At 62.3% G+C, this 22731-nt stretch carries 18 protein-coding genes; 6 read left to right on the top strand and 12 right to left on the bottom strand.

Annotated features, from left to right (window positions below; all coding sequences use genetic code 11):
• Positions 1-40: 40 nt before the first annotated feature.
• Positions 41-1579: a choline-sulfatase gene (betC, locus tag AC1ECK_RS35355; protein ID WP_480327711.1), complete on the bottom strand. Its 1539-nt coding sequence runs from the start codon at positions 1577-1579 to the stop codon at positions 41-43.
• Between the two features lie 159 nt (positions 1580-1738).
• Between betC and AC1ECK_RS35350 the strand changes: the two genes are divergently transcribed.
• The 4 genes from AC1ECK_RS35350 (at position 1739) to AC1ECK_RS35335 (ending at position 5114) form a co-directional block, all read left to right on the top strand.
• On the top strand, positions 1739-2653 hold the full coding sequence (locus AC1ECK_RS35350; RefSeq protein ID WP_480327709.1) for a choline sulfate utilization transcriptional regulator: 915 nt from the start codon (positions 1739-1741) through the stop codon (positions 2651-2653).
• A 242-nt stretch (positions 2654-2895) separates the two neighbouring features.
• Complete coding sequence (gene purU / locus AC1ECK_RS35345; protein ID WP_480327707.1) at positions 2896-3768, top strand: formyltetrahydrofolate deformylase; 873 nt, start codon at positions 2896-2898, stop codon at positions 3766-3768.
• Positions 3769-3981: 213 nt separating this feature from the next.
• A complete protein-coding gene (locus AC1ECK_RS35340) occupies positions 3982-4809 on the top strand; it encodes an RNase A-like domain-containing protein (protein ID WP_480327705.1) in 828 nt (275 codons plus the stop codon).
• An 11-nt stretch (positions 4810-4820) separates the two neighbouring features.
• On the top strand, positions 4821-5114 hold the full coding sequence (locus AC1ECK_RS35335) for a contact-dependent growth inhibition system immunity protein (RefSeq protein WP_480327703.1): 294 nt from the start codon (positions 4821-4823) through the stop codon (positions 5112-5114).
• A 495-nt stretch (positions 5115-5609) separates the two neighbouring features.
• Here the strand turns inward: AC1ECK_RS35335 and AC1ECK_RS35330 are convergent, their stop codons facing one another.
• The 10 genes from AC1ECK_RS35330 to AC1ECK_RS35285 all read right to left on the bottom strand — a co-directional run bounded on the left by AC1ECK_RS35330 (position 5610) and on the right by AC1ECK_RS35285 (position 17969).
• Positions 5610-6485 carry a glycine betaine ABC transporter substrate-binding protein gene (locus AC1ECK_RS35330; protein ID WP_480327701.1) on the bottom strand — a complete coding sequence of 292 codons (876 nt, stop codon included), beginning with the start codon at positions 6483-6485 and terminating at the stop codon, positions 5610-5612.
• 126 nt (positions 6486-6611) lie between these two features.
• The gene (locus AC1ECK_RS35325; RefSeq protein WP_480327699.1) at positions 6612-7757 is read right to left on the bottom strand and encodes an FAD-binding oxidoreductase; all 1146 of its coding nucleotides are present in this window, start codon (positions 7755-7757) and stop codon (positions 6612-6614) included.
• A gap of 45 nt (positions 7758-7802) precedes the next feature.
• Entirely contained in the window at positions 7803-9044 is a 1242-nt protein-coding gene (locus tag AC1ECK_RS35320; protein WP_480327697.1) for an aromatic ring-hydroxylating oxygenase subunit alpha, read from the bottom strand.
• Between the two features lie 41 nt (positions 9045-9085).
• Entirely contained in the window at positions 9086-9865 is a 780-nt protein-coding gene (locus AC1ECK_RS35315; protein WP_480327695.1) for an electron transfer flavoprotein subunit beta/FixA family protein, read from the bottom strand.
• On the bottom strand, positions 9862-11061 hold the full coding sequence (locus tag AC1ECK_RS35310; RefSeq protein ID WP_480327693.1) for an electron transfer flavoprotein subunit alpha/FixB family protein: 1200 nt from the start codon (positions 11059-11061) through the stop codon (positions 9862-9864). Before AC1ECK_RS35310 ends, AC1ECK_RS35315 begins: the two co-directional genes overlap by 4 nt.
• A 4-nt stretch (positions 11062-11065) precedes the next feature.
• Positions 11066-12985: a (Fe-S)-binding protein gene (locus tag AC1ECK_RS35305; protein WP_480327691.1), complete on the bottom strand. Its 1920-nt coding sequence runs from the start codon at positions 12983-12985 to the stop codon at positions 11066-11068.
• A 2-nt stretch (positions 12986-12987) separates the two neighbouring features.
• Positions 12988-15051 (bottom strand): oxidoreductase, encoded by a 2064-nt coding sequence (locus AC1ECK_RS35300; RefSeq protein ID WP_480327689.1) that lies wholly within the window; start codon positions 15049-15051, stop codon positions 12988-12990.
• A gap of 37 nt (positions 15052-15088) precedes the next feature.
• On the bottom strand, positions 15089-15622 hold the full coding sequence (locus AC1ECK_RS35295) for a DUF5943 domain-containing protein (protein WP_480327687.1): 534 nt from the start codon (positions 15620-15622) through the stop codon (positions 15089-15091).
• 34 nt (positions 15623-15656) lie between these two features.
• A complete protein-coding gene (locus AC1ECK_RS35290) occupies positions 15657-16628 on the bottom strand; it encodes a dipeptidase (RefSeq protein WP_480327685.1) in 972 nt (323 codons plus the stop codon).
• Positions 16629-16694: 66 nt separating this feature from the next.
• Entirely contained in the window at positions 16695-17969 is a 1275-nt protein-coding gene (locus AC1ECK_RS35285) for a serine hydroxymethyltransferase (RefSeq protein ID WP_480327683.1), read from the bottom strand.
• Positions 17970-18443: 474 nt separating this feature from the next.
• On the opposite strand from AC1ECK_RS35285, the gene AC1ECK_RS35280 reads away from it, so the two are divergent.
• Positions 18444-19490 carry a GlxA family transcriptional regulator gene (locus AC1ECK_RS35280; protein WP_480327749.1) on the top strand — a complete coding sequence of 349 codons (1047 nt, stop codon included), beginning with the start codon at positions 18444-18446 and terminating at the stop codon, positions 19488-19490.
• A 250-nt stretch (positions 19491-19740) separates the two neighbouring features.
• On the top strand, positions 19741-22287 hold the full coding sequence (locus AC1ECK_RS35275; RefSeq protein WP_480327681.1) for an adenosylcobalamin-dependent ribonucleoside-diphosphate reductase: 2547 nt from the start codon (positions 19741-19743) through the stop codon (positions 22285-22287).
• Positions 22288-22350: 63 nt separating this feature from the next.
• On the opposite strand, the gene AC1ECK_RS35270 is transcribed toward AC1ECK_RS35275, so the two are convergent.
• The gene (locus tag AC1ECK_RS35270) at positions 22351-22659 is read right to left on the bottom strand and encodes an H-NS histone family protein (protein WP_480327679.1); all 309 of its coding nucleotides are present in this window, start codon (positions 22657-22659) and stop codon (positions 22351-22353) included.
• Positions 22660-22731 lie beyond the last annotated feature (72 nt).

Genomic DNA, 22731 nt, shown 5'->3' with positions numbered 1-22731 from the left:
TACGGTGGTCGATGCACTCGATGGGTTAGGCGAATGGCGGCTAAGGCGCGACGCGCGGAAAGCGCGCCATGGCTTCCAGCGTGTCGAGTTCGATGTGGTTGCGCATGTAGCGCTGGCTGGCGTCGCTGAAAGGCTGCCAGTCCCACGACTGGATACGACCTTGGGTCGTCGCCTCGAAGTGGAAGCGGCGCCGCTTCTGGCTCGCCAGGACGGCTTCGTGCAACGCAGGCAGATCCCAGCGGCGAGCGGTTTCCGCGCGGAAGGCCTCGAGCACGTCGGCGAATGCCGGATTCGCGGCGAGATTGGTCAGTTCTTGCGGATCGGCAGCCAGGTTGAAGAGTTGATCGGGATCGACCGGCGAATGAATGTACTTGAAGTCGCCGCGCCGGATCATCACCATCGGCGCAATTGCGCCTTCAGCGAGGTATTCGCCGAGCGCCTCGTCGTGCCCGGCATCGCCCCGCAGATACGGCACGAGACTGCGGCCGTCGACCGGATCCGGCCACTCGCTACGCGCCGCGCCGGTGGCAAGTTCGACGAGCGTCGGCAGCAGATCGAGATGCGACACCGAAGCCGAGACGCGATGCGCCGCGAAGCGCCTGGGCGCATGCACGATCAGCGGCACGCGAATGCCGCCTTCGAAACAGGTCATCTTGTACCAGAGACCGCGCTCGCCAAGCATCTCTCCGTGGTCCGAGGTGACGATCACAATGGTGTCGTCGGCCAGCCCCGTCGCGTTAAGCGCATCCAGAATGGCGCCGAACTGCCGGTCGACGTACGACAACGCTCCGTAGTAGGCGTGGCGTGCATTGCGGATCTGCTGCACGGTGGGCGGCGTACGGTCGGTTTCACAGACCGTACGCAAGCGCCGCGAATGCGGATCGCTTTGCTGCGCGCTCAGCGAGGTGCGCGGCAGATCGATCTCGTCCTCGCGGTACAAGTCCCAGTACTCCTGGGGAATCGCATAGGGGTCGTGCGGATGCGTAAGCGAGGCGACCAGGCAAAAGGGCCGCCGATCCCGCCCTGCCTGCCGTTCGCGGACGATATCGAACAGCTTCTGGCACGCGGTGAAGGTGACCTCGTCGTCGAAATCGAGCTGATTGGTACGCACGCAAGGGCCGGCGTCGAGCACCGAACTCATGTTGTGATACCAGCTTGGGCGCAGTTCCGGTTGCGACCAGTCCGGCACCCAGCCGAAATCGGCAGGATAGATGTCGGTCGTCAGCCGCTCCTCGAAGCCGTGCAACTGATCCGGACCGCAGAAGTGCATCTTGCCCGACAAGATGGTGCGATAGCCGGCGGCACGCAGATAGTGCGCGAAAGTCAGGGTTTGCGCTGGAAATTCGGCGGCGTTATCGTAGGCGCCTATGTTGGAAGGCAATTTGCCCGCCAGCATCGAAAAGCGCGCCGGTGCGCATAGCGGGCTCGCGCAATAGGCGGAATCGAACACGACCCCTTCGCGGGCGAGCGCATCGAGACGCGGCGTATGTGAAATCGTATGACCGTATGCCCGCAATGCGAACGGCGTCATCTGATCCGCCATCAAGATAAGGATATTCTGCTTTGTGTTAAGGCTCATGAGCGGGGTCGATTAGAATCTTGATGATTTCCACGCGGCTGACAACGAGCCGAAGCGCTGCTTCGTGGCGTGCTCTGTCATGCGCGAGTGTCTTCACTATTGCCGCTCATAAACGCACTGTGAAGGTGCTCAATGCTTATGGGTTCATAAGGGGGCGTTATGTCGAGACAGGATCGTTTACCGCCAATGCAGACCTTGTCGGTGTTCGAATCGGCGGCGCGACTCGCCAGCTTCACGGCAGCAGCGCGCGAACTCGGCTCTACCCAGCCGGCGGTGAGCCAGCGCGTCGTGCAACTGGAAGAAGACCTCGGCACGCCGCTGTTCGCCCGCGGGCATCGCGGCGTTTCGCTCACCCCTGAGGGCGAACGGCTGTTCGAAGCCGTGAGCCAAAGCTTGGACACCCTCCGCGTGGCCACCGCCGATATCCGCGCCCGCCGCGCAACCGGCGCCCTGACCATCCTGACCGATTTCGGTTTTGCGACCTATTGGCTGATGCCGAGGCTCACGCGCCTGAAGCAGTTGATGCCGGAGGTGAACGTGAAGATCATCACGTCGCAGGCAGGCTTCGATCCGCGCCACGACCATGCGGACGTCGCGATTGCCTTCGGTGATGGCGATTGGGCGCCGTGCACCGCGACGCGGCTATTTCCCGAGGAAGTCACGCCCGTGTGCTCGCCGACGTTTCGAGCCGCACATCCCGAGGTAGCGGATGCCGCCGACCTCAGCCGCCTGCCGCTGCTGCATGTGCAGCCGACGCAACCGGAACGCTGGCTGGCATGGAGCGACTGGTTTGCCGCGCAGGGGAGCCATCCGCCAGCGGACCGGGACGGCATCACCTTTAACAGTTACGCGCTGGTGATTCATGCAGTGTTGATGAATCAAGGTATTGCGCTGGGGTGGACACCGCTGGTGGACGAGCTGGTGGAAACCGGACAACTGATCAAACTGGTCGACAAGCCGGTGACGACTTCACGCGGGTATTTTCTCGTGCGTCCGCAGGCACGGCCCGAAGCGGCGGCGGTGCCGCTGTTCCGGAGGTGGTTGTTCGACGAATGCGCGCACGGCTCGGCGTAAGGCGCCGAGCGCGCTGGTGGCGACGTGTTGCGGTTGCGGCTGCGACCCGGTCAGGCGGATCAGCAGCTTGATCGACGGATTCGCTGCATTGTCGTACGCCGTGCTGACGCGCTGATACCAGCATCACGGCGTTTCGATTCTATTCGCGGGAAATCTGGCCTGATTTACTTCAGCATACCCGCGCGCAGTAGTGTGTTCTGCTTGCGTTCGCGCGGATTTCCCTTTTGAAGCCAAGGACCCGCATGCCCGCCACCGATCGCTCCCACCAGTTCGCCCTGACCCTCTCATGCCCGAGCGCCGCGGGACAGGTCGCCGCCGTTGTTGGCTTTCTCGAGCGGCATCATTGCTATATCGACGAGTTGACTGTCTTCGACGACGACATCAGTACGCGGTTTTTTGTACGGTGTGTGTTTCATGGAGTCGGGACTGCGTTGCCTTTGCAGATTGACGTATTGCGGCGGGAGTTTGGGCCTATTGCCGGCGACTTCGACATGACGTGGGCGATTCATGATGTCGCTGCGCGGCCGAAGGTTTTGATTATGGTGTCAAAGCTTGAGCACTGTCTGGCGGATCTGCTGTTCCGCTGGAAGATGGGGGAGCTCAAGATGGATATTGTGGGGGTCGTGTCGAATCATGCTGATCTCGAAGGGCTTGCGGTACAGCACGGGTTGGCGTTTAGGCATTTGCCTGTTAGCGCGGAAACGCGTGCTTTGCAGGAAGCGCAGGTGTTGGAGCTGTTCGAGTCCAGCGGCGCTGAGTTGATGATCCTCGCGCGGTATATGCAGATTCTTTCAGATCAGACTAGCCGGGCGCTTCCTGGGCGGGCTATCAATATTCATCATTCGTTCTTGCCTGGGTTCAAGGGCGCCAGGCCCTATCATCAGGCGCATGCGCGCGGGGTTAAGTTGATTGGCGCTACCGCGCATTTTGTTACTGATGATCTGGATGAAGGGCCTATCATCGAGCAGGTTGTCGAGCGGGTCGATCATTCTTATGGGCCTGAGAGGTTACTTGCGGTTGGGCGTGATGTTGAGTGTATTACTCTCGCGAGGGCTGTTAAGGCTTTTGTCGAGCGGCGGGTTTTTATTAATGGGGATCGGACTGTGGTGCTTTGAGGTTTTTTCTTCGCTGCGCGGCTGGCTCAGTGACTGTCAGCACGTGACAGCGCTGTCCGGCTTATAACACTGGTGCATGATCGTAGCCCAACCTGAGCAGACCTTAGCGTCTTGCCGTTGGCAGCCATGTCACAGAATCATCTATCGCCCATTCCATATCACTGCAGTCCCCGCTAGCCTGACCAGTTCCTAAGACTACAGAGGACATTTCGAATGTCACAGGAACAGGAATCAGACAGCGTTCGCCTGGTGCTGAGTGCCCCGCAACTGGCGGCGGTACTGTCCCGCGAGTCGATCAACCAGACGGAGACGCTTTCGAACCGGCTGTGGGGCGGCCTGCAAGTTGTTGGCGGCGTGCTGGAAATGGTCGGGGCGGGGGTGCCGTGCGCGGTGCCGGAGCCGACGATGGCGAGCAAGTCCGGATGTATTGTGTTCGGCGTACATGGTTCGGACACGGTGCTGTCGGGCTTGCGGCAAGTCTGGACGGGCCACGATACGGCCACGCTGACACAACAGGGCACCGCGAAGCTGGCCGAGGCGATGAAAGCTAGTCCCGACATGGCGAGCAATATCGGGTTGTCGCTCGACATCGCCGTGCCGTTCGGCTTCGCCGGATCAATCAAGGCTGCCCGCGCGGCTCGAATCACGATGGGCCGCGTCAGTCTGGATGCACATGAGGCGAAACCAGGCAGCCGGCTCGGCGGCCACACCATCCTGAAGCATGTTGGGAAAACCGAGGCTCAGTTACGGCAACGTCTGATTGACGAACCGAAACGACAGATGGTGTCCACCTTCTACGATCTTAACGCCGCCGAATGGGCAATATCCGAGACGATGAGGGAAAACGCGCTGAAGATAAGCGCGTGGGCAAAAGCGCCGATACGAGACCTAGACCTGGAAAAAAACGTCGGGAAAAATGTTGGCTTTGCCGTTACCCGGAGCGCGGGCAAGAGAGTCGAGCTCCAGAAGGTCGTTGTGATCGTCAGGCATAAGACATACAACGGGATGCCGTACTATATCGTGACATCGTACCTGGAGTGAGGGCCTGTCGTATGGCTGACAACGAAAAATATGGCGATCTGAAGGGGCTGATCCGTTCCCGTTTCCACGAAGATTTTGACCTTTTCGGCAACTCAGTGGAGGAACTCGTTTCTTCCTATACGGAGGCAATGCCAAGGAGCAACATTGACGCGATCATAGCTGACATAGATTCATTCAAAGCCGACTATCCAGAGACCCTGGACTTAGAGTTTAAGGAACGGTTTGGCCGCCAGTTCGAGCCTGTTTTGTGGGGCTATACGACCTCGTCCTTTCTGGATGAGGTGAAGCGCCTCTTGAGCGAGTAGTCGACTGCAATCGCGTCCAGGTGACTTCGTACCACCAGGTGCGCCGTAGATGGCTAGTCCTTGTCCGCGCCGAAATCCGGTTCGGCCCCACGCCCGAGTTCCGCAAGCTACTAGCAAGCACGAAGACTCGGCTTACAGGCGGCGCTAGCTGACCAAAATCTGGCAAGCCAAAATAGTTAGAATACCTACGTGGCTAGCAGAAGGTGCTATACCCAACGGCGGAGCGCGCAGCGCGACGCTGGAACGGATGACGGCCTTGTCACCAGGTAGGATGGTGCGAGGGCCGCTCCTCGTGCGGACCACTCTGTGTTGGCCTAAGTGGCGGACACCTACGAGCTAGCGGTTATCAGCCCGCTTTCTTTGCTTACTTTCTTTGCGGCGGCAAAGAAAGTAAGTGCCGCCCCGCACAGGGGCAACACTAATAGACCAATAACAAAGCAAGGAAAGGCCAACACCACAAGAACAACCACCAAAGCACCGCAGGCCCACAAACCCTTACTGCACTCCCCCCACCCAACTATCCACCCGATCGCCATGCGCAGCAATCCAGGCATCAGCCGCCGCCGCAGGCTTAGCCCCATTCTCGGTCGCCAGCATCACACTATCGATCTCCCCCGGCTTCCATTGAAATTTCTTAAGAAACGCGACCACAGGCGCCGCCTTCGCCTCAAGCCCCGGATTCACCACATTATCGACATGCTCTGCATCCCCAAAAACCTTCTTAGGATCATCAAGAAACTTAAGCTTCCACTTAGCAAACATCCAATGCGGCGCCCAGCCCGTCACGATTACAGGTTTATTAGCATGCATCGAGCGCGCCAGCTCAGCGGTCATAGCACTACCGGAACTCGGCATCAGTTGATAATCAAGGTTATAGGCCTTGATCGCATCATCCGTCTTCTTCATCACGCCAGCACCGGCATCGATGCCGACAATACGCCCGCCGAAATCCGCTTTGTGCTCGGCCAGATCGCTAATGCTTTTCTCCGGCACGTCGGCCGGCACGATCAAGCCGATCTTCGCATCCGGGAAATTGGTGCCGAGGTCCGTCACCTTGGTCTTGAACTGATCCCAGTAGGCGCCTTGCGTCACCGGCAACCAGGCCGAGAGCGTAGCGTCGAGGTCACCGCGCGCGACGCCCTGCCACATGATGCCCGCCGCTACCGGCACGAGCTGAACCGGGTAGCCCAGGCGTTTTTCGATCACCTCGGCCGCAACGTTCGACGTCGCCACGCTATCGTCCCAACCCTCCACGTAACCGATCTTGATGGTCGGTTTCGTGTCTGCCGTCGCCGTCACGCTGGTGCCGAGCATCGTAATCAGCGCAGCGCCCACAGCGCCGCAAAGCAGCCGTTTTTTCAAGCCATTCATGGTGATCTCCTTGTACCCGCCCCACGCGGTGAGCCTTTAGAATCCCCAGCCAGAAATCCCCACGAAGTAAGCTTTGCGACACCTGCTTGCCTAAATGCGACCTGCATAGCCACCTGATTCCGCAGACTATTTCTCGACCACCAGATCCGTCAACGGCTTGCTGCAACACAGCAGCACCATGCCCTGATCGATCTCGCGCTGGCGGATGCCGCCGTTGTGCTTCATCTCCACCTGTCCCGACACCAGCTTGACCTTGCAGGTGCCGCACATTCCTTGTGTGCACGACGCGGGCAAACGCACGCCGGCTTGCCGTGCCGCGTCGAGCACGTGTTGATCGGGACCGCAAACGATCTCGCGGTTGCTGCGCGTGAAGCTCACGGCAAACGTGGCCCCTGCCGCTGTTGTTTCAGAAGCGTCCGGCGTCACCTCGGCAAGCAGTTCGGGGGCATCTTCAATAAGCGTCTCGAACGAGAAGCTCTCTTCGTGATAGTGCTTGCGCTCGAACCCGGCTTCGTCCAGCAGATCGCGCACCGCCTTCATATACGGCGCTGGGCCGCAGGTGAATATCTCTCGCTCCATGAAATCCGGTGCGATCAGCTTGAGCAGCGGCAGGGTCAGAAAACCGGTGACACCTGGCCAGTTCGTTCGCGCACCGACCCGTTCACACACGAACGAGGTGCGGAAATTGCTCTGGTTGGCTGCAATCAGATCGAGTTCGCGTGCAAAGATAATGTCGTCCGGCGTGCGGGCGCTATGCACGAAGACAATGTCGCGGTCTTCGCTCAACTCGTGATGCGCGCGGCTCATCGACATGAGCGGCGTAATGCCCGAGCCCGCCGAGAGGAACAGGTACTTGCGCGCCGGATGCCGCGCGCAGGTAAATTCACCGGATGGCCCCAGCACGCGCACTTGCGCACCCGCCTGTAGATTGTCGTGCAGCCAGTTCGACACCTTGCCGCCGGGCACGCGTTTTACGGTAATCGAAATCGTGTGGGGCCGGGTTGGCGACGAGGAGATGGTGTAGCACCGGTTAACCGTCTCGCCGTCGATCTCGAGTTCGAGCGTCACGAACTGGCCCGGTTCGAAAGAAAACCCATGCCCTGCCGGCGAACGGAAGAAAAAGCTCTTTACGTCGTGCGTTTCCTGACGAATCTGGCAGCAGACGAGCGTCTCTTCGAGGTCGCTCGTCCAGCGCGCCGGCAGCGCGCCCCAGAACTGCGGCCGGGTCAGCCGGCTTTCAACGGGTTCGAAGGTTGCCGCATCCCGCATCATTGTTCGCTCCACCTGCCGCCAGGCATCCAGTTGTGAATTCAGTCTTCAGTTGTCGATCTGTGCTGCGAGGCGCCGGATATACCAGTCGCTGAACTTCTCGACGAGTCCTTCGGTGAACGGCGAATACGGACCCGGCTCGTAAGCGCTGCTCGCCGCGCCGCGCTGCGAATACTCCACCAGCGCGCGATCCTGATCGTTGGTCGCGTTCCATACGGCGGTGAGGTTCTTCACGTCGTAGTCGATGCCCTCTTTCGCGTCCTTGTGCACGAGCCATTTCGTACGCACCAGCGTTTCGCCCGCCGACAGCGGAATCACCGAGAACGTCACAATGTGATCGCTCATGAAGTGGTGCCACGAATTCGGTTGGGTCCAGAACGACAGACCGCCCAGATCGGCTTGCCTGAATTCGCCGAGCAGCTTCTTCGATGCAACCTTCGCGTCGAGCGTCTGCGACTCGCCGCTGCGATCGAGCGGCAGGCGTTGGGTGCGAAAACCCGTCACATCCGACAAGCGGTCCACTTCGACCGAAGGCAGGTTCAGCGCTTCCCACTGCGCAGCCCGCTCCACACAGGTGCGCTCGAACGCGGCCATGCCCTCGGCGTTGGCCGGGGACGGCTGATAGCCGAAGCCGTATTCGTAAAGCGAAATCGTCAGCTCCGGATGGTTCGCGACGCAGTGATAGCACTCGCGGTTGTTCTCCATCGTCAGCTTCCAGTTGCCTTTCTCGATGATGTCGATGGTCGCGGCGATCTTGCAGTTTGGCAGGTCGTGCGGCAGCAGGTACGGCTCCATCGCGGCGCGCATCATCTCGAAGTCGACCGGCGGCTCGTCTGCGAGGCAAATGAAAATCAGACCGGCGAGGCTCTGCACATGAACCGTCTTGAGGCTGTGCTTGCAGCGATCGAACTGCTCGCCCATATGCTCCGCAAACATCAACTGGCCGGTCAGGTTGTAGGTCCAACTGTGATACGGGCAGACGATGTTGCCGACCGAACCCTTGTCCTCATTGCACAGCCGCGCACCGCGATGACGGCAGACGTTGTGAAAGGCCCGCACCTGCATGTCGTCGTCGCGCACGATCAGGATCGAGTCGTTGCCGAGCTGAACGGTCGTGTAGTCGCCGGGTTCGGGGATATCCGGCTCCACGGCGACCTGAATCCAGTGCTTGCGGAAAATCGCTTCCATGTCGAGCGCGAAAATTTCCTCGCTCAGATAAAACGGCGCTTCGAGGCTGTAACCCTTCTTGCGCCGGTCGACCAGTGCGTGAATGTCTGCCGATACTTTCATCGTGTGCTCCGGAATTGCTGGGGCCGTAGTGCGGCGCAAAATCAGTAATCGATGAGTTGATGCTCGCGCAAATAGCCGAGTATCGCTTGTGCTTTTTCGACCGAAGTCCCTTCAATTACGACGCTGCCGTCGCGGCTTTCGGTAGTCGTCGCCGAGAGCATGCGCGCGTGACCCGAGCGCTTCTCCTGGGCGGCAAGGCGAACCGGCTTGCGCTGTGCGGCGGTGACACTCCATTCGGCGGCGTCGGCGCTCACAGGCGGCTTGATCTGCGAGATGCCGATCGAGCCGGCCCGCTGGCGTGCGTACGCAAAGCGCGGTGTCACACCGGCAAGTGGATGCACGGCAACCACGGCGGGCAGTGTGGCTTCGACACGCCTACGAACACCTTTCGGCAAGAATTGCCGCACCGTAACGCGCGCCTCAGCCACCGCAACGTCGACGGCTGCGCCGACCAGCGGGTAGCCGAGCGCGTCGGCAAGCTCGTACGGCAGCATGCCGCTGTCGAACGCGCCTTCCGCGCACGTGCCGGTCAACACGAGGTCGTAGTCTTGCAAGCGAGCCGCCAGCGCCGCGGCGGCATCGCCATCCGGGCCGCACACAAGCACCTCGACATGCTCGGCACCTAGCGCCAGATAGTCTTCCAGCGCGGGGTTCGCAGGGTCGCCGACGTGCAGCGTATCGAGCCGCGCGCCGTGTTGGCGCGACAAGGCGAGGCCGGTTTCGAGCGCCGCGGCATCGTTACGGCTGTAGCGCGCCACCCCGCTTACAGGATGACGGCCGACCGAAACGAGCACCGCAATGCGTGTCAGTTTCCGGCTCATGCTGCGACTCCTTCGGCAATCGCTTCGACAGACGGCATACCGGGCTGCGATCGCGCCGCCCGCGCGAGTCCCACGGCCTCGATCAGCGAGGCAATGGTGGTCTGCGTATCGCCGATGATCGTCAGGTTGGCGCGCTTGACGATAGGTGCGCTGGCGTCGAGATTGATGGCGATCACATGACGGCAATCCTTGATGCCCTGCAGATGCTGCACGGCGCCCGAGATGCCGAAGGCGATATACACGCTCGCCTCGACCGTCTTGCCGGTCGCACCGATCTGCTTGTCGCGGGTAAACACGCCGTTGTCGACGGCCACCCGGCTCGCGCCGATCGCCGCACCGAATGCGCCTGCCAGCTTCTCGAACGCGCCGACATCGGTCACGCCGTTGCCGGCCGAGACGATGAAATCGGCTTCCTCAAGCGCAACCTGAGCAGCGTCGATCTCCTCTATACCCAGGTCGCGATAAGCCGCGTTGACCGGCTTGCTACCCGCCGCCAGGGACGGCATCTCCACACGCTCGCCTGCGCCGGCAAACGGCAGACGCGGATCGACAGCGCCCGCGGCGAGCAGGACGATGTCGGGCAACGCGCGCGTCGCGAACGACTTCTTCGCATGCACATAGGTCGCGACGTGGGTAGCTGAGATTTCGACCACATGCGTGGCGACGCTCGCCCTCGCATAGGCCGCGTAACGGCGGCCGAGGTCGCCATCGCCGGTCGCGTTGTCGGGCATCAGGATATGCGCAGGCGCAAACTGCGCGACGCACGCTGCAAGCGCCTGCAATTCGCTTTCGGGCGCAAACGTGCGGCGCTCGAACGACGCCAGCTCGATCACCTTGTCCGCGCCAAGCGCAGCAGCGTCATCATTCAGCTCACCTAGCACCAGCAAGACAACCTGGGTTTGCGCATTGGCGATCAACGCAGCGGCGGCCAGCGTCTGACGGGCATGTTCGTCGAGCGAGCCGCGCTCGCTATGGGTCACTACCAGCAGCGTGCGTTGCAGCGCTTGCATCGTGCGGCGCGGCTTCACCGCGGTTGCGCCATGCATCGCGGCGTACCCATGAGCCTGCAAGCCGCCCAGCGCTTCATCCTGCACAGCCCCTGCTTCCAGCACTGCGCCCAGCACAATGCGCTTGAGTCCCGAGGCCGTAATCGTGAACGGCCTGCGCGGATCGATACGTTTGAGGATCGTGTTCATCGCTTCACTCCAGCGCCGCAGCAACGAGCTCGGCCACGTCGAGTACTTCAGGACGCGGACCGACCACGCCTTCCAGCATCGCCGTGCAGTTCGGGCAACCCACTGCGACGACCTCGGCGCCAATCGCCCGGGCGTCGGCCATGCGGATGTCCGGGATGCGCTGTTTGCCGGGAATATCCGTCAAAGGCGCGCCGCCGCCTCCGCCACAGCAGCGGCCACGTTTGCCGTTGCGCTCCATCTCGACCACCTTGATGCCGATCGACTTGAGCAGTTGCCGCGGCGCTTCCGTTTCGCCGTTATAGCGGCCCAGATAGCACGGATCGTGATACGTGATGCGTTTGTCGGCCAGGGCCTCGGCGGCTTTCGGCGACAGCTTGCCCGAAGCGACGAGACCCGCGATGAAGCTCGTGTGATGCAGCACTTCAAAACGCGTGCCCATGGCGCGATATTCGTTGCGCAGGCTATGCATGACGTGCGGGTCGGCGGTGACGATGCGCCTGAACGACAGGTTCGACAAGGTGCCGGCCAGTTGCTTCGCCATCCGCTGGAAGGTGGCTTCATCGCCGAGACGGCGCGCGACGTCGCCGGTATCGGTTTCATCGCCGCCCAGCACGGCGTAGTCGACGCCGGCCTTGTTCAACACCGTCACCAGGGCCCGCAACGTGCGCTGATAGCGCATGTCGAAAGCGCCCTCACCGGCCACCAGCAGCACGTCAACCGGCTTGCCCGCTTGCGCGACCGGCGCATTCAGATCGACGGCCCAGTCATAGCGCGCGGCCTTGTCGTAACCGCCCGCCGTGCCCGTCTCACGCAGATTCGCCAGCACCTCCGGGCCCTTGCCCGGCACCGTGCCGTGCACCAGTGTCTGATTGCGGCGCATATCCACGATCGCATCGACGTGCTCGATCAGCATCGGGCATTCCTGCACGCAAGCGCGGCAGGTCGTGCACGACCACAGCGTGTCCGCTTCGATCAGGCTGGAGACGATCGGCCGGTCCGGCGCACCCGCATGCTGTCCGATCGAGAAGCCCGGCGTTGGGCTGCCGGCATAGGCCGCGTCCGAGCCGCCCACCATGCCCGTGACCAGATCCTGAATCAGCTTCTTCGGATTGAGCGGCTGACCGGCGGCGAATGCGGGACATGCCGCTTCGCACTTGCCGCACTGCACGCAGGCATCGAAGCTCAGCAACTGGTTCCAGCGAAATTCCACCGGCTTGCCCACGCCATATTCGTTCTGTTCGAGCACGGGTGTTTTCAGCGCCGTGGGTGGCGTTGCGTCGGCGCGCACGTTAGCGTCACCGGCAAAACGCTCCTGACGCGGATGGAACGCCAGATGCAACAGCCCGGCCAAGGCATGCTTCATCGGCCCGCCGCGTGCCGCCCCCATGGTCATGGCAAAGGCGCCCACCGCGATCAGCAGCGCGAAGATCACCGCAAGACCACCGGACATCGTCGAGGCCGGCACCAGCATGAACAGCAACAACCCCAGGGCGAACGAGCCCAGCAACCAGGGCAAGGTATCCCACGGGCCACGCGACAAGCGCGCCGGCACCGCTTTCGCGCCGCTGCGGCGACGCCAGACGAACACCGCGCCCACCAGCATGACCAGGGCCGCGAGGAAGATCAGCTTGTCGAGCCACGGCGAATAGATCGCAAGGCCGTAGTTGAGGAACACCAGCGCAAACGCGGCGATCGCGCCCCCTGCCGTGGCGACGTGCGTCTTCGCAATGTACGGATCGCGCGCCACCACGTGATGCAGATCGACAAAATAGCGCCTGGGGATAGTCAGCAGGTTGGTCCAGCCGAATGCGCCCGCCGCCGTCGCGCGTCCCAGCCGCCAGTACGACGAACGCTTGACGACTGCAAACGCGAGGCCGGCGACCGATACCCACAGCAATGCGGTGATGAGAAACGCCGGGCTCATCGTCAGAAATCCTTGCAGAGTCGCAGCGCATCATAGATCGCGCCGTGGATGTTGTGCATCGAGATGCAGTCGCCGACCCGGAACAGCAGGAAGCGGCCATCGCCAAGCTGTTCGGAAAGCGAGGGCTGCGGCTCGGCGGCAAACAGCTTGTGCACATCGACCTGACCGCGGTTCAGCGATTCCGGCTTCAGCTTCCAGTACAGTTCGTCGTTCGGAGTACTGCCGTTTTCGATCACCACCTGATCGACGGCGCGCTCTTCCTGTTCTTCGGTGTATTCGTTGCGCAGCACGGCGATCTTCTTGCCGTCTTCTTCGTAGACGCGGTCGAGCCAGTAGTTCGGCGTGTGGATCACGCCCTGTGCATAGAGGCGCCGGTAGAAGATCGGGAAGGTCGTGCCGCCGACGTCGTCGGCCACCTTCACGTCCGGTGTGACGATCTCCACTTTCGACCCGCGGCTGGCGATAAAGTCAGCGACCCCGGCGCCCGCATGCGTGCTGACGCCGTCATAGACGAGCACGTTCTGCTTCGGCTCGACTCGGCCCGCAAGAATGTCCCACGAGCTGACCGCGAGGCCTTGGTCCACACCCCAGGCCGGAACCTGCTGCGTAAAGCTCGAACCACCGGTGGCGAGCACGATGATGTCCGGCTTCTCGGCGAGAATCGCCTTGTCGTCGGCCGCGACACCCAGACGCCGGTCCACGCCGAGACGCTTGGTTTCCATATCGAACCAGCGCACGATGCCCGCCATCTGTTCGCGCTGTGGCGCCTTCGCTGCCAGCATGATCTGGCCGCCGACGGCATCGCTCTTTTCGAACAGCACGACGTCGTGGCCGCGCGAGCGGGCCACCCGTGCCGCCTCGAGCCCCGCGGGTCCGGCGCCGACCACCACCACCTTGCGGCGCGGCCCCCGCGTCTTCTCGATCACATGCGGCATGGTCGCTTCGCGCGAGGTCGCGGCGTTCTGCACGCACAGCACGTCGAGCCCGTTGTACTGGCGGTCGATGCAGTAGTTCGCGCCGACGCACTGCTTGATTTCGTCCTCGCGCCCGTCGCGGATCTTGATGACCATATGCGGGTCCGCGATCTGCGCGCGCGTCATGCCGACCAGATCGACCATGCCGTTGGCCAGCAGACGTTCCGCCTGACCCGCGTCGCGGATGCTCTGCGCATGCATCACCGGCAGCTTCACGACCGACTTGATCCCCGCCGCTAGATGCACGAACGGTTCAGGCGGCAACGCCATCGGCGGCATGCAGTTCGCCAACGTGTTGTGGGTATCCGCACCTGAGCCGATCACGCCGATATAGTCGATCAAACCGGTCTCGGACATCGCCTGCGCGATCTCCTTCAACTGTTCATGGTCGAGTCCGTCCTCATGGAACTCGTCGCCGCACATGCGCAAGCCCACGCAGAAATCGCGCCCCACCGCTTCACGCACCGCGCTCAACACTTCCACGCCGAAGCGCAGCCGGTTTTGCAGGCTGCCGCCCCATTCGTCCGAGCGGAAGTTGGTACGGGGGCTCCAGAACTGATCGATCAGGTGCTGGTGGGCGGCGGAAATCTCGATGCCGTCCATGCCCGCCTGCTGCACACGTTTGGCCGCCGCGGCAAAATCCGCGATGATCCGGCGGATTTCCTCGACTTCGATGATCTTGGCGTTGCCGCGGTGCACCGGCTCGCGCACGCCCGAGGGCGTCATCAGATGCGGCCAATGCTCGCCATGAAACGCCGAGCGGCGGCCCATATGCGTCGCCTGAATCATGATCTTCGCGCCGTGCCGGTGCATGGCTTCAGCCAGACGCCCAAGCGGGTCGACGATCCTGTCGGTCGAGAGATTCACCGACTTCCACCAGCCTTGCGGGCTGTCGATCGACACCGGGCTCGAGCCGCCGCACACGGCGAGGCCCACACCGCCCTTGGCCTTTTCCTCGTAGTAGCGGATATAGCGGTCGCCGGGCAGGCCGCCCGGTTCGGCATAGACCTCGGCGTGCGCCGTGCTGACGATGCGGTTGCGCAGCGTCAACTGGTTCAGCGTCAAAGGTTTGAACAGATTCGGGTAACGCATCGCGGACGACCTCGGACGGGTTCGATTACGACTGGTTTTAGTGGGCGAGCGGCGACACTTCGAATACGCAATGCGCGTGATGTTCCGCCGCGCACTGCACTTCTCTCGACTGCGAACGCGGTGCGTTCTTGCCAGCTTCAGTGGTGTCGTTGACCCAGTCCATGGCGCCGGCGAACCAGCCCGCGAACATGTAGCAGAGCTTGCCTTCCTTACCCGGTTGCGCCAGCACGAACGACGAGTGATGCAGTTCGATCTTCGCCCGGGCACTCGCCGGGTCGGCTTCGACGATCCTGAAGAGCCCCCAGCCGCGTTGCGACAGGCGGTTCAGGTAGTGCTCGAATACGGCCATGCCGCTGATGCCGTGTTGCTTCGCTTCCTTGTCGCACCAGTGGTAGGCGGACTTGTAGCCGGCCTTGTAAAGGATCTCGGCGTAGGCATCGTGGCCCAGCGCTTCTTCGACCGCCGTGTGGTTGTTGGTGAAGAAATGGCGCGGCACGTACAGCATCGGCAGCGAGTCGGTGGTCCAGACGCCGGTGTTCGGATCGACGTCAATTGGCAGTTGCGGTTGCATCGCGAGTCACTCCGTGGGGTTAGGTGTTATTGGCTCAAGCGCCCCAGACGTCGCGGAACACGCGCACCCAGTTTTCGCCCATGATCTTGCGGATGCGCGTCTCGCTCCAGCCTGCCCGTTCCATCGCGGCGGTCAGGTTCGGGAATTCGCCGATGGTGCGGATACCTTCAGGATTCACAACCTTGCCGAAGTTCGTCAGGCGGCGATAACGTCCCTTGTCGTGCGTGATCCAGTCGAAGAAATCGACGGTATAGCCCTGGGTAAAGTCGGAACCGATCCCGACGGCGTCTTCGCCGATCAGATTCACCACATAGTCGATGGCTTCGACATAGTCCTCCACCGTCGCGTCGATGCCGCGCTTGAGGAACGGTGCGAACATCGTCACCCCGACGAAACCGCCCGCATCGGCGATCTCCTTCAGTTGCTCGTCCGACTTGTTGCGCGGATGCTCCTTCAAACCCGAGGGCAGGCAGTGCGAGTAGCACACCGGCTTCTTCGAGAAAGCAATCGCTTCGGACGAGGTGTTGCCGCCGACATGCGACAGGTCGACCATGATGCCGACGCGATTCATCTCGCTGATCACTTCGCGCCCGAACCCGGACAGGCCGCCGTCGCGCTCATAGCAGCCGGTGCCCACGAGGTTCTGCGTGTTGTAGCAAAGCTGTACCACGCGTACGCCCATATCGGCGAACGCTTCGATGTAGCCGAGGTTGTCTTCGAACGCATGGGCGTTCTGAAAGCCGAGAATCACGCCCGTGCGCTTTTCCTTCTTCGCGCGCAGGATGTCGTCCGTCGTGCGCACCAGCGTCAGTAGTTCGCTGTTCTCGCGGATCTGCTGCTTCATCAAGGCGATGTTGTCGACCGTCTTCGCAAAGCTTTCCCAGACCGACACCGTGCAATTCGTCGCGGTGATGCCGCCTTTTTGCATGTCTTCGAACACCGAGCGGTCGAACCGCGAGATGTTCAGACCGTCGATGATGATGCTGTTCTCGTGCAGTGTGCTCATTCTGTTTGCTCCATCTGGCTGGCGTGTGGGGGCGCTGCTATGGCCGTGGGTTGGCATGACAGCGAATCAGTAGATCGGGAAGCGCTCGCACAGCGCGAAGATTTCGCGGCGCACGCGCTGTTCGGTGGCGGCGTCGCCTTCGGGCGAAACGCGCAGCGCCTCGAAGACTTCGAGAATCAGCCGGCCGATCTCGCGGAACTCGCCGACGCCAAAGCCGCGTGTCGTGCCCGCAGGCGTGCCGAGGCGAATGCCGGAAGTGATCGTGGGCTTTTCCGTATCGAACGGAATGCCGTTCTTGTTGCAGGTGATGCCGGCGCGCTCGAGCGCCTGCTCGACCTGGGTGCCTTTCAGGCCCTTCGGACGCAAGTCGACCAGAAGCAGATGGTTATCGGTGCCGCCGGTCACGAGATCCACGCCGCCGGCCTTCAACACTTCGCCCAGCGCCTGGGCATTGGCAAGCACGCTGTCGATATACGACTTGAAGCCGTCCTGCAACGCTTCGCCGAACGCCACCGCCTTGCCGGCGATCACATGCATGAGCGGTCCGCCCTGCAGGCCGGGGAAAACGGCCGAGTTGATCTTCTTCGCGATCTCTTCGTCATTGGTCAGCACGAAGCCGCCACGCGGGCCGCGCAGCGTCTTGTGCGTGGTCGAAGTCACGACATGCGCGTGTTCGAGCGGGTTCGGATGCCGGCCCGCGGCTATCACCCCGGCGATATGCGCCATGTCCACCATCAGCTTCGCGCCGACGCTATCGGCAATCGCGCGGAAGCGCGCGAAGTCGAGCACCCGTGGATACGCCGAGAAGCCCGCGATGAGCAGCGTCGGCTTATGTTCATGCGCAAGCGCTTCGACCTGGTCGTAATCGACGCGCAGCGTAGCGCGATCCACCCCATACTGAACGGCGTTGAACCACTTGCCCGACAGCGCGGGTTTCGCGCCGTGCGTCAGGTGGCCGCCCGCATCGAGCGACATGCCGAGCACCGTATCGCCCGGCCTGGTCAAGGCCAGCATCACCGCGCCGTTGGCCTGTGCGCCCGAATGCGGCTGCACGTTCGCATAACCGGCGTTGAACAGTTGCTTGACGCGTTCGATGGCCAGCGCTTCGATTTGATCCGCGAATTCGCAACCGCCGTAGTAACGCTTGCCTGGATAGCCTTCCGCATACTTGTTGGTCAGCACCGAGCCTTGCGCTTCGAGCACGGCGCGCGAGACGATGTTTTCCGACGCGATCAGCTCGACCTGCGACTGCTGCCGCTCGAGCTCTTTAAGCAGCGCGCTGCGCACCGGCGCGTCGCGTTCGGCGAGAGTCTGCGCAAAGAAAGGGTTGGCGTTCGACATGGGGCGTCCGTGAGTAATGGAATGCAGTGATGGAGGCGGCCCGCAAAACACCGTGAATCCCTTGACTGGCCTGCTGCCGCCGGCTACCGACGGCTCTATTCTTCCCCCTCGTCTGCCCCGCCAATTTACGAATTCAGACGCGTTCTTTGCCTTTTCCGCCATTCAGGTCCGTTTTGGACAAGTGACCGGTCGTGCGGATCGCGGCGCAAGGCGTCGCCAGCGCATCACTTCGTGGCATTGACTGCATGGTTTCGTCCAGACTCGAGTGGGAATGCGCCGCTGCTGCGCCGCAACGCATGCGCACTGCTTGCGTGCGCAACGCGCCCGTGAACAGTGCCCGCACCGCACATGCGCGGTGCGGCAGCGCGCCCGAGCCTTTCATCCACCTTGATGAGGCCAGGGTTTAGCCGTATGGCATGCTTGTTGCGCTCGAACCCAGAATGACGGAGCCGCCTCCCCACGGCAGCCGCAAAAATACAGAGCCGAAGGAACACTCGCACCATGTCGCCTGACCGCACCGCGTCGTTGTCCCACTTCGCTTTCATGCCCTTGCCCAACTTCACGATGATCGCGTTCACCAACGCGATCGAAGTGCTGCGCATGGCGAATTACCTGAGCGGACAATCGCTCTACCGCTGGTCGATCATCAGCCCGGACGGCGGCCCGGTCACGGCAAGCAATGGCCTCGCGGTCGACACGGGTCCGGCGGAATGCGTAGGCCAGCCCGATATCGTGTTCGTGTGCGGCGGCATCGACGTGCAACGCGAGACCACCCCTGCCCATCTGTCGACGCTGCGCCGTTTCGCACGCGCGGGCGTGGCGCTCGGCAGCCTGTGCACCGGCACTTATGCACTTGCGAGATCGGGGCTGCTGGCGGGTTATGCATGTGCGATCCATTGGGAAAACATGTCGGCGCTCAAGGAAGAGTTTCCGGACACGCGCTTCCTCAAAGAGCTCTTCGTGATCGACCGCGACCGCGTGACCTGCACCGGCGGCGTCGCGCCGCTCGACATGATGCTGAACCTGATTGCGGCGCGCGTCGGCACCGCACGCGTCACGCAGATTGCTGAGCAGTTCATCGTCGAACACGTGCGCGACACCAATGCGCAGCAGCGCATGCCGCTGGTCGCGCGGCTAGGTTCGGCCAACAAGTCGCTGTTCGAAGTGATCGCGCTGATGGAGAACAACATCGAGGAGCCGCTATCGCGCGAAGAACTCGCGCGGCTCGCCAATATGTCGCAGCGGCAACTGCAGCGCCTGTTTCGCGAACACCTCGGCATGACGCCGACCCATTACTACCTGACCCTGCGTTTGCGCCGCGCCCGCGAACTGCTGCTGCAGACCGATATGTCGATCATGCATATCACCATGGCGTGTGGTTTTCAGTCCGCGTGCCACTTCAGCAAGAGCTATCGCGACGCGTTCGGCACCGCCCCAACCCGCGAACGGCGCAAGCAGGTTGCACCGCTTGCGCACACCATGCCTGCCGGCGCGCCGGTTGGCATCGCACTGCAGGCCTGAGCGCGGCAGCAATCCTTCGTCCTCCCCTTTCCTCTCTCAAGCCGTGCGCCGGCCGGCGCGGCTTCCTTCACGTCGCCGGGCCCGGTCTCCATACCCATCCTGTCACCGTGCCTGGGATTGCGGCCAGGCGCCGCGTGAGCTATGGTGAACTGGTTGCGGCACGTCACAGCGGAGCGGCTGAAGCCCCGCTAAAGTGACGGCTTTCCACCCATCGCGCTGCGCGATCCGCGGCGCCCTTAAAGGCGGGACCATGGCAGAAGACAGCGTTGACACCCGTGTGAACTCCTCCGCAACCCGGCTGCTGGTTGCGCCGCAACAATTCTCGCTGGACGTGCTGCTCGAGAAGTACGCCAAGGGCGACGAACAAACCGCCGACGACGTTTACCGGCGCGTGGCCCACGGCGTCGCGATGGCGGAGCCCGAGGCGCTGCGTGAAGCCGTCGAATCCCGCTTTGTAGAAAACCTGCGGCAGGGTGCGCTCGGCGCGGGACGCATCATGAGCGCGGCGGGCACCGGCATCGCGGCCACGCTCATCAACTGTTTCGTGCAGCCGGTGGGCGACTGCATCCAGGGCCGCGACGAGCAAGGCTTGCCGGGCATCTACGTCGCGCTGCTACAGGCCGCGGAGACCATGCGCCGCGGTGGCGGCGTCGGCTACAACTTCTCGGCGATCCGCCCGAAAGGCGCGCGGGTTCACACTACCAGCTCATCGGCATCCGGTCCGTGCAGTTACATGGACGTGTTCGATGCTTCATGCCGCACGGTCGAGAGCGCAGGCTCGCGGCGCGGCGCGCAGATGGCCGTGCTCGATTGCAATCACCCTGACCTGCTCGAATTCATCGAGGCCAAGCATTCGAAGGGTCGCTGGAACAATTTCAACGTGTCGGTCGCGGTCAGCGACGAATTCATGCGCGCGGTCGAAGAGAATCAGCCGTGGCAACTCGTCCATCGTGCCGAGCCGTCGCCCACCTTGCGCGCAGCCAACGACATACAGCAGCGCGCAGACGGCATGTGGGTCTATAGCGAGAAACCGGCGCGGGCGATCTGGGATCGCATCATGCGCTCGACCTACGACGTGGCCGAACCGGGCGTGGTCTTCATCTCGCGGATGAACGAGGACAACAATCTGCGCGCGCTCGAAACCATTCGCGCGACCAACCCCTGCGGCGAGCAACCGCTGCCGGCCTATGGCTGTTGCAATCTCGGGCCGCTGAATCTGACGCGCTTCGTGCGCGAGCCGTTTGCGCAGCTCAAGAACGGCAAACCTTCGTTTGATTGGGAAGCGCTCGCGCAAAGCACGCGCACCCAGGTGCGTTTTCTCGACGACGTGCTCGACGTCACGCTCTGGCCGTTGCCCGAGCAATACGACGAATCGCGCGCCAAGCGCCGCATCGGCGTGGGTTTTACGGGTCTCGGCGATACGCTTGTGATGCTCGGGTTGCGCTACAACTCGCCCGAAGGCCGCGAACTTGCGGTGCGCATTGCCCGTCTGATGCGCGACGAGGCCTACCGTGCCTCGGTCGAACTGGCGCGCGAGCGCGGTGCGTTTCCGTTATTCGACGCGAAGCACTATCTGGCAGACGGCACCTTCGCTTCGCGCCTTCCCGACGACATCAAGGACGCGATTCGCCGCGACGGCATCCGCAATAGCCACCTGTTGTCGATCGCGCCCACCGGCACGGTAAGCCTCGCGTTTGCCGACAACGCTTCGAACGGCATCGAACCGGCCTTCTCGTGGACCTACACCCGCATGAAGGTGATGGCCGACGGCAGCCGCGAATCGTTCGCGGTCGAAGACTACGCGTATCGCCTCTATCGCGAACTGGGCGGCGATATCAACGCGTTGCCGGACTATTTCGTCAGCGCGCTGGAGATGTCGGCGCGCGATCACCTCGACATGATGGCGGCCGTGCAACCGTATGTGGATACGTCGATCTCGAAGACCGTCAACGTCCCGGCGGATTATCCGTTTGAAGCCTTCGAGAGTCTCTACTTCGATGCATGGAAAGGCGGCCTCAAGGGACTCGCCACCTACCGTCCCAACGAAACGCTCGGCGCCGTGCTCAGCGTCGCGCCGCAACAGCCGGACGACTCGCTGGCCGAAGCGGATCTCGATCCGCTGCGCATCGCCATCGATCACCGCCCCAAGGGAGAATTGCCGGCGATTATCGAAAAGGTCGAGTATCTGACGCAAGCGGGCAAGAAATCGCTGTATGTCGCGGTGTCGTTCATGGAAGTCACCGGGCGCCTGTCCGGTGACGATGTGACGATCGAGCGCCCGATCGAGTTCTTCATTCCTGCCGGCCAGCGTGACGAATCGCAGCAGTGGATCACCGCACAGATGCGCTCGCTTTCGCTTGCCGCCCGCGGCGGCTTCGTGGCCCGCAATCTGCAGGATCTGCGCAAGGTATCGTGGGATCGTGGCCAGGTGCGGCTAGGCGAAGTGCAACGGCTCGACGGTCATCGCTCGCCGCTCTGGCACGACTCCGAAGTGGCCGCGCTGGCCTACGCGATCCAGCAGATTCTGCATCGTCGCGGCTTTCTCGATGCCGACGGCAATCAGGTGCCGTCGCGCGTGCTGGCGCGACTCACGCGTGAGCAGACTGGCGGACAAGCGGCGCTCGCGGGGGCGGGTGTGGCTAGCAAGGACGACGAAGCATCCTCGGAAGAAGCCGGCATCAACCAGTTACGCACCATGCTCGGGCGCAAGTGCGGAACCTGCGGCGCCAATGCGGTGATCAGAAAGGACGGTTGCGACTTTTGTACGGCATGCGGAGAGGTGGGAGCGTGCGGATGAGCGTTACGTGCGCGCCAATGCGGCGACTCTCGCATGGTTTCGAGATCAGACCGAAACTCACTGTCAACCTGTGTCAGGTCCGTCCGATGGAATACGAAAGGCCGTCAGGTCTTTTCCAACGAGCCATCGAGGCTTTCGCCCACGCCCGGACCAGGTTGCCCCCGTCTCGGGATTCCAGTACTTCGGCTTGGCCTGCCGGGGGACGTGTTGAGCTTGCGCAGATAAACTCATCAGTTCCCGGACATCAATGCCATCCTCTAAAAGTAGCGCCAGCACACGTTCAGCGATAAGTCTTGCCTCACGCTCCCGCGCAGTGTCGATCTCCCGCATCACCTGATACAGCTGGGCGACTAATTCGCGGTACGTCTTCATGACATTACCTCTCTCGGTTTGCTGGCCACCAGACGCGGGTTTCGTGCAGACCGGAATGCCGAGCACGTTGTG

It is taken from the genome of Paraburkholderia sp. SSBN10T, assembly GCF_056619545.1.
The sequence above is the reverse complement of the archived record's forward strand: the minus strand, read 5'-3'. Positions and strand labels throughout refer to the sequence as shown.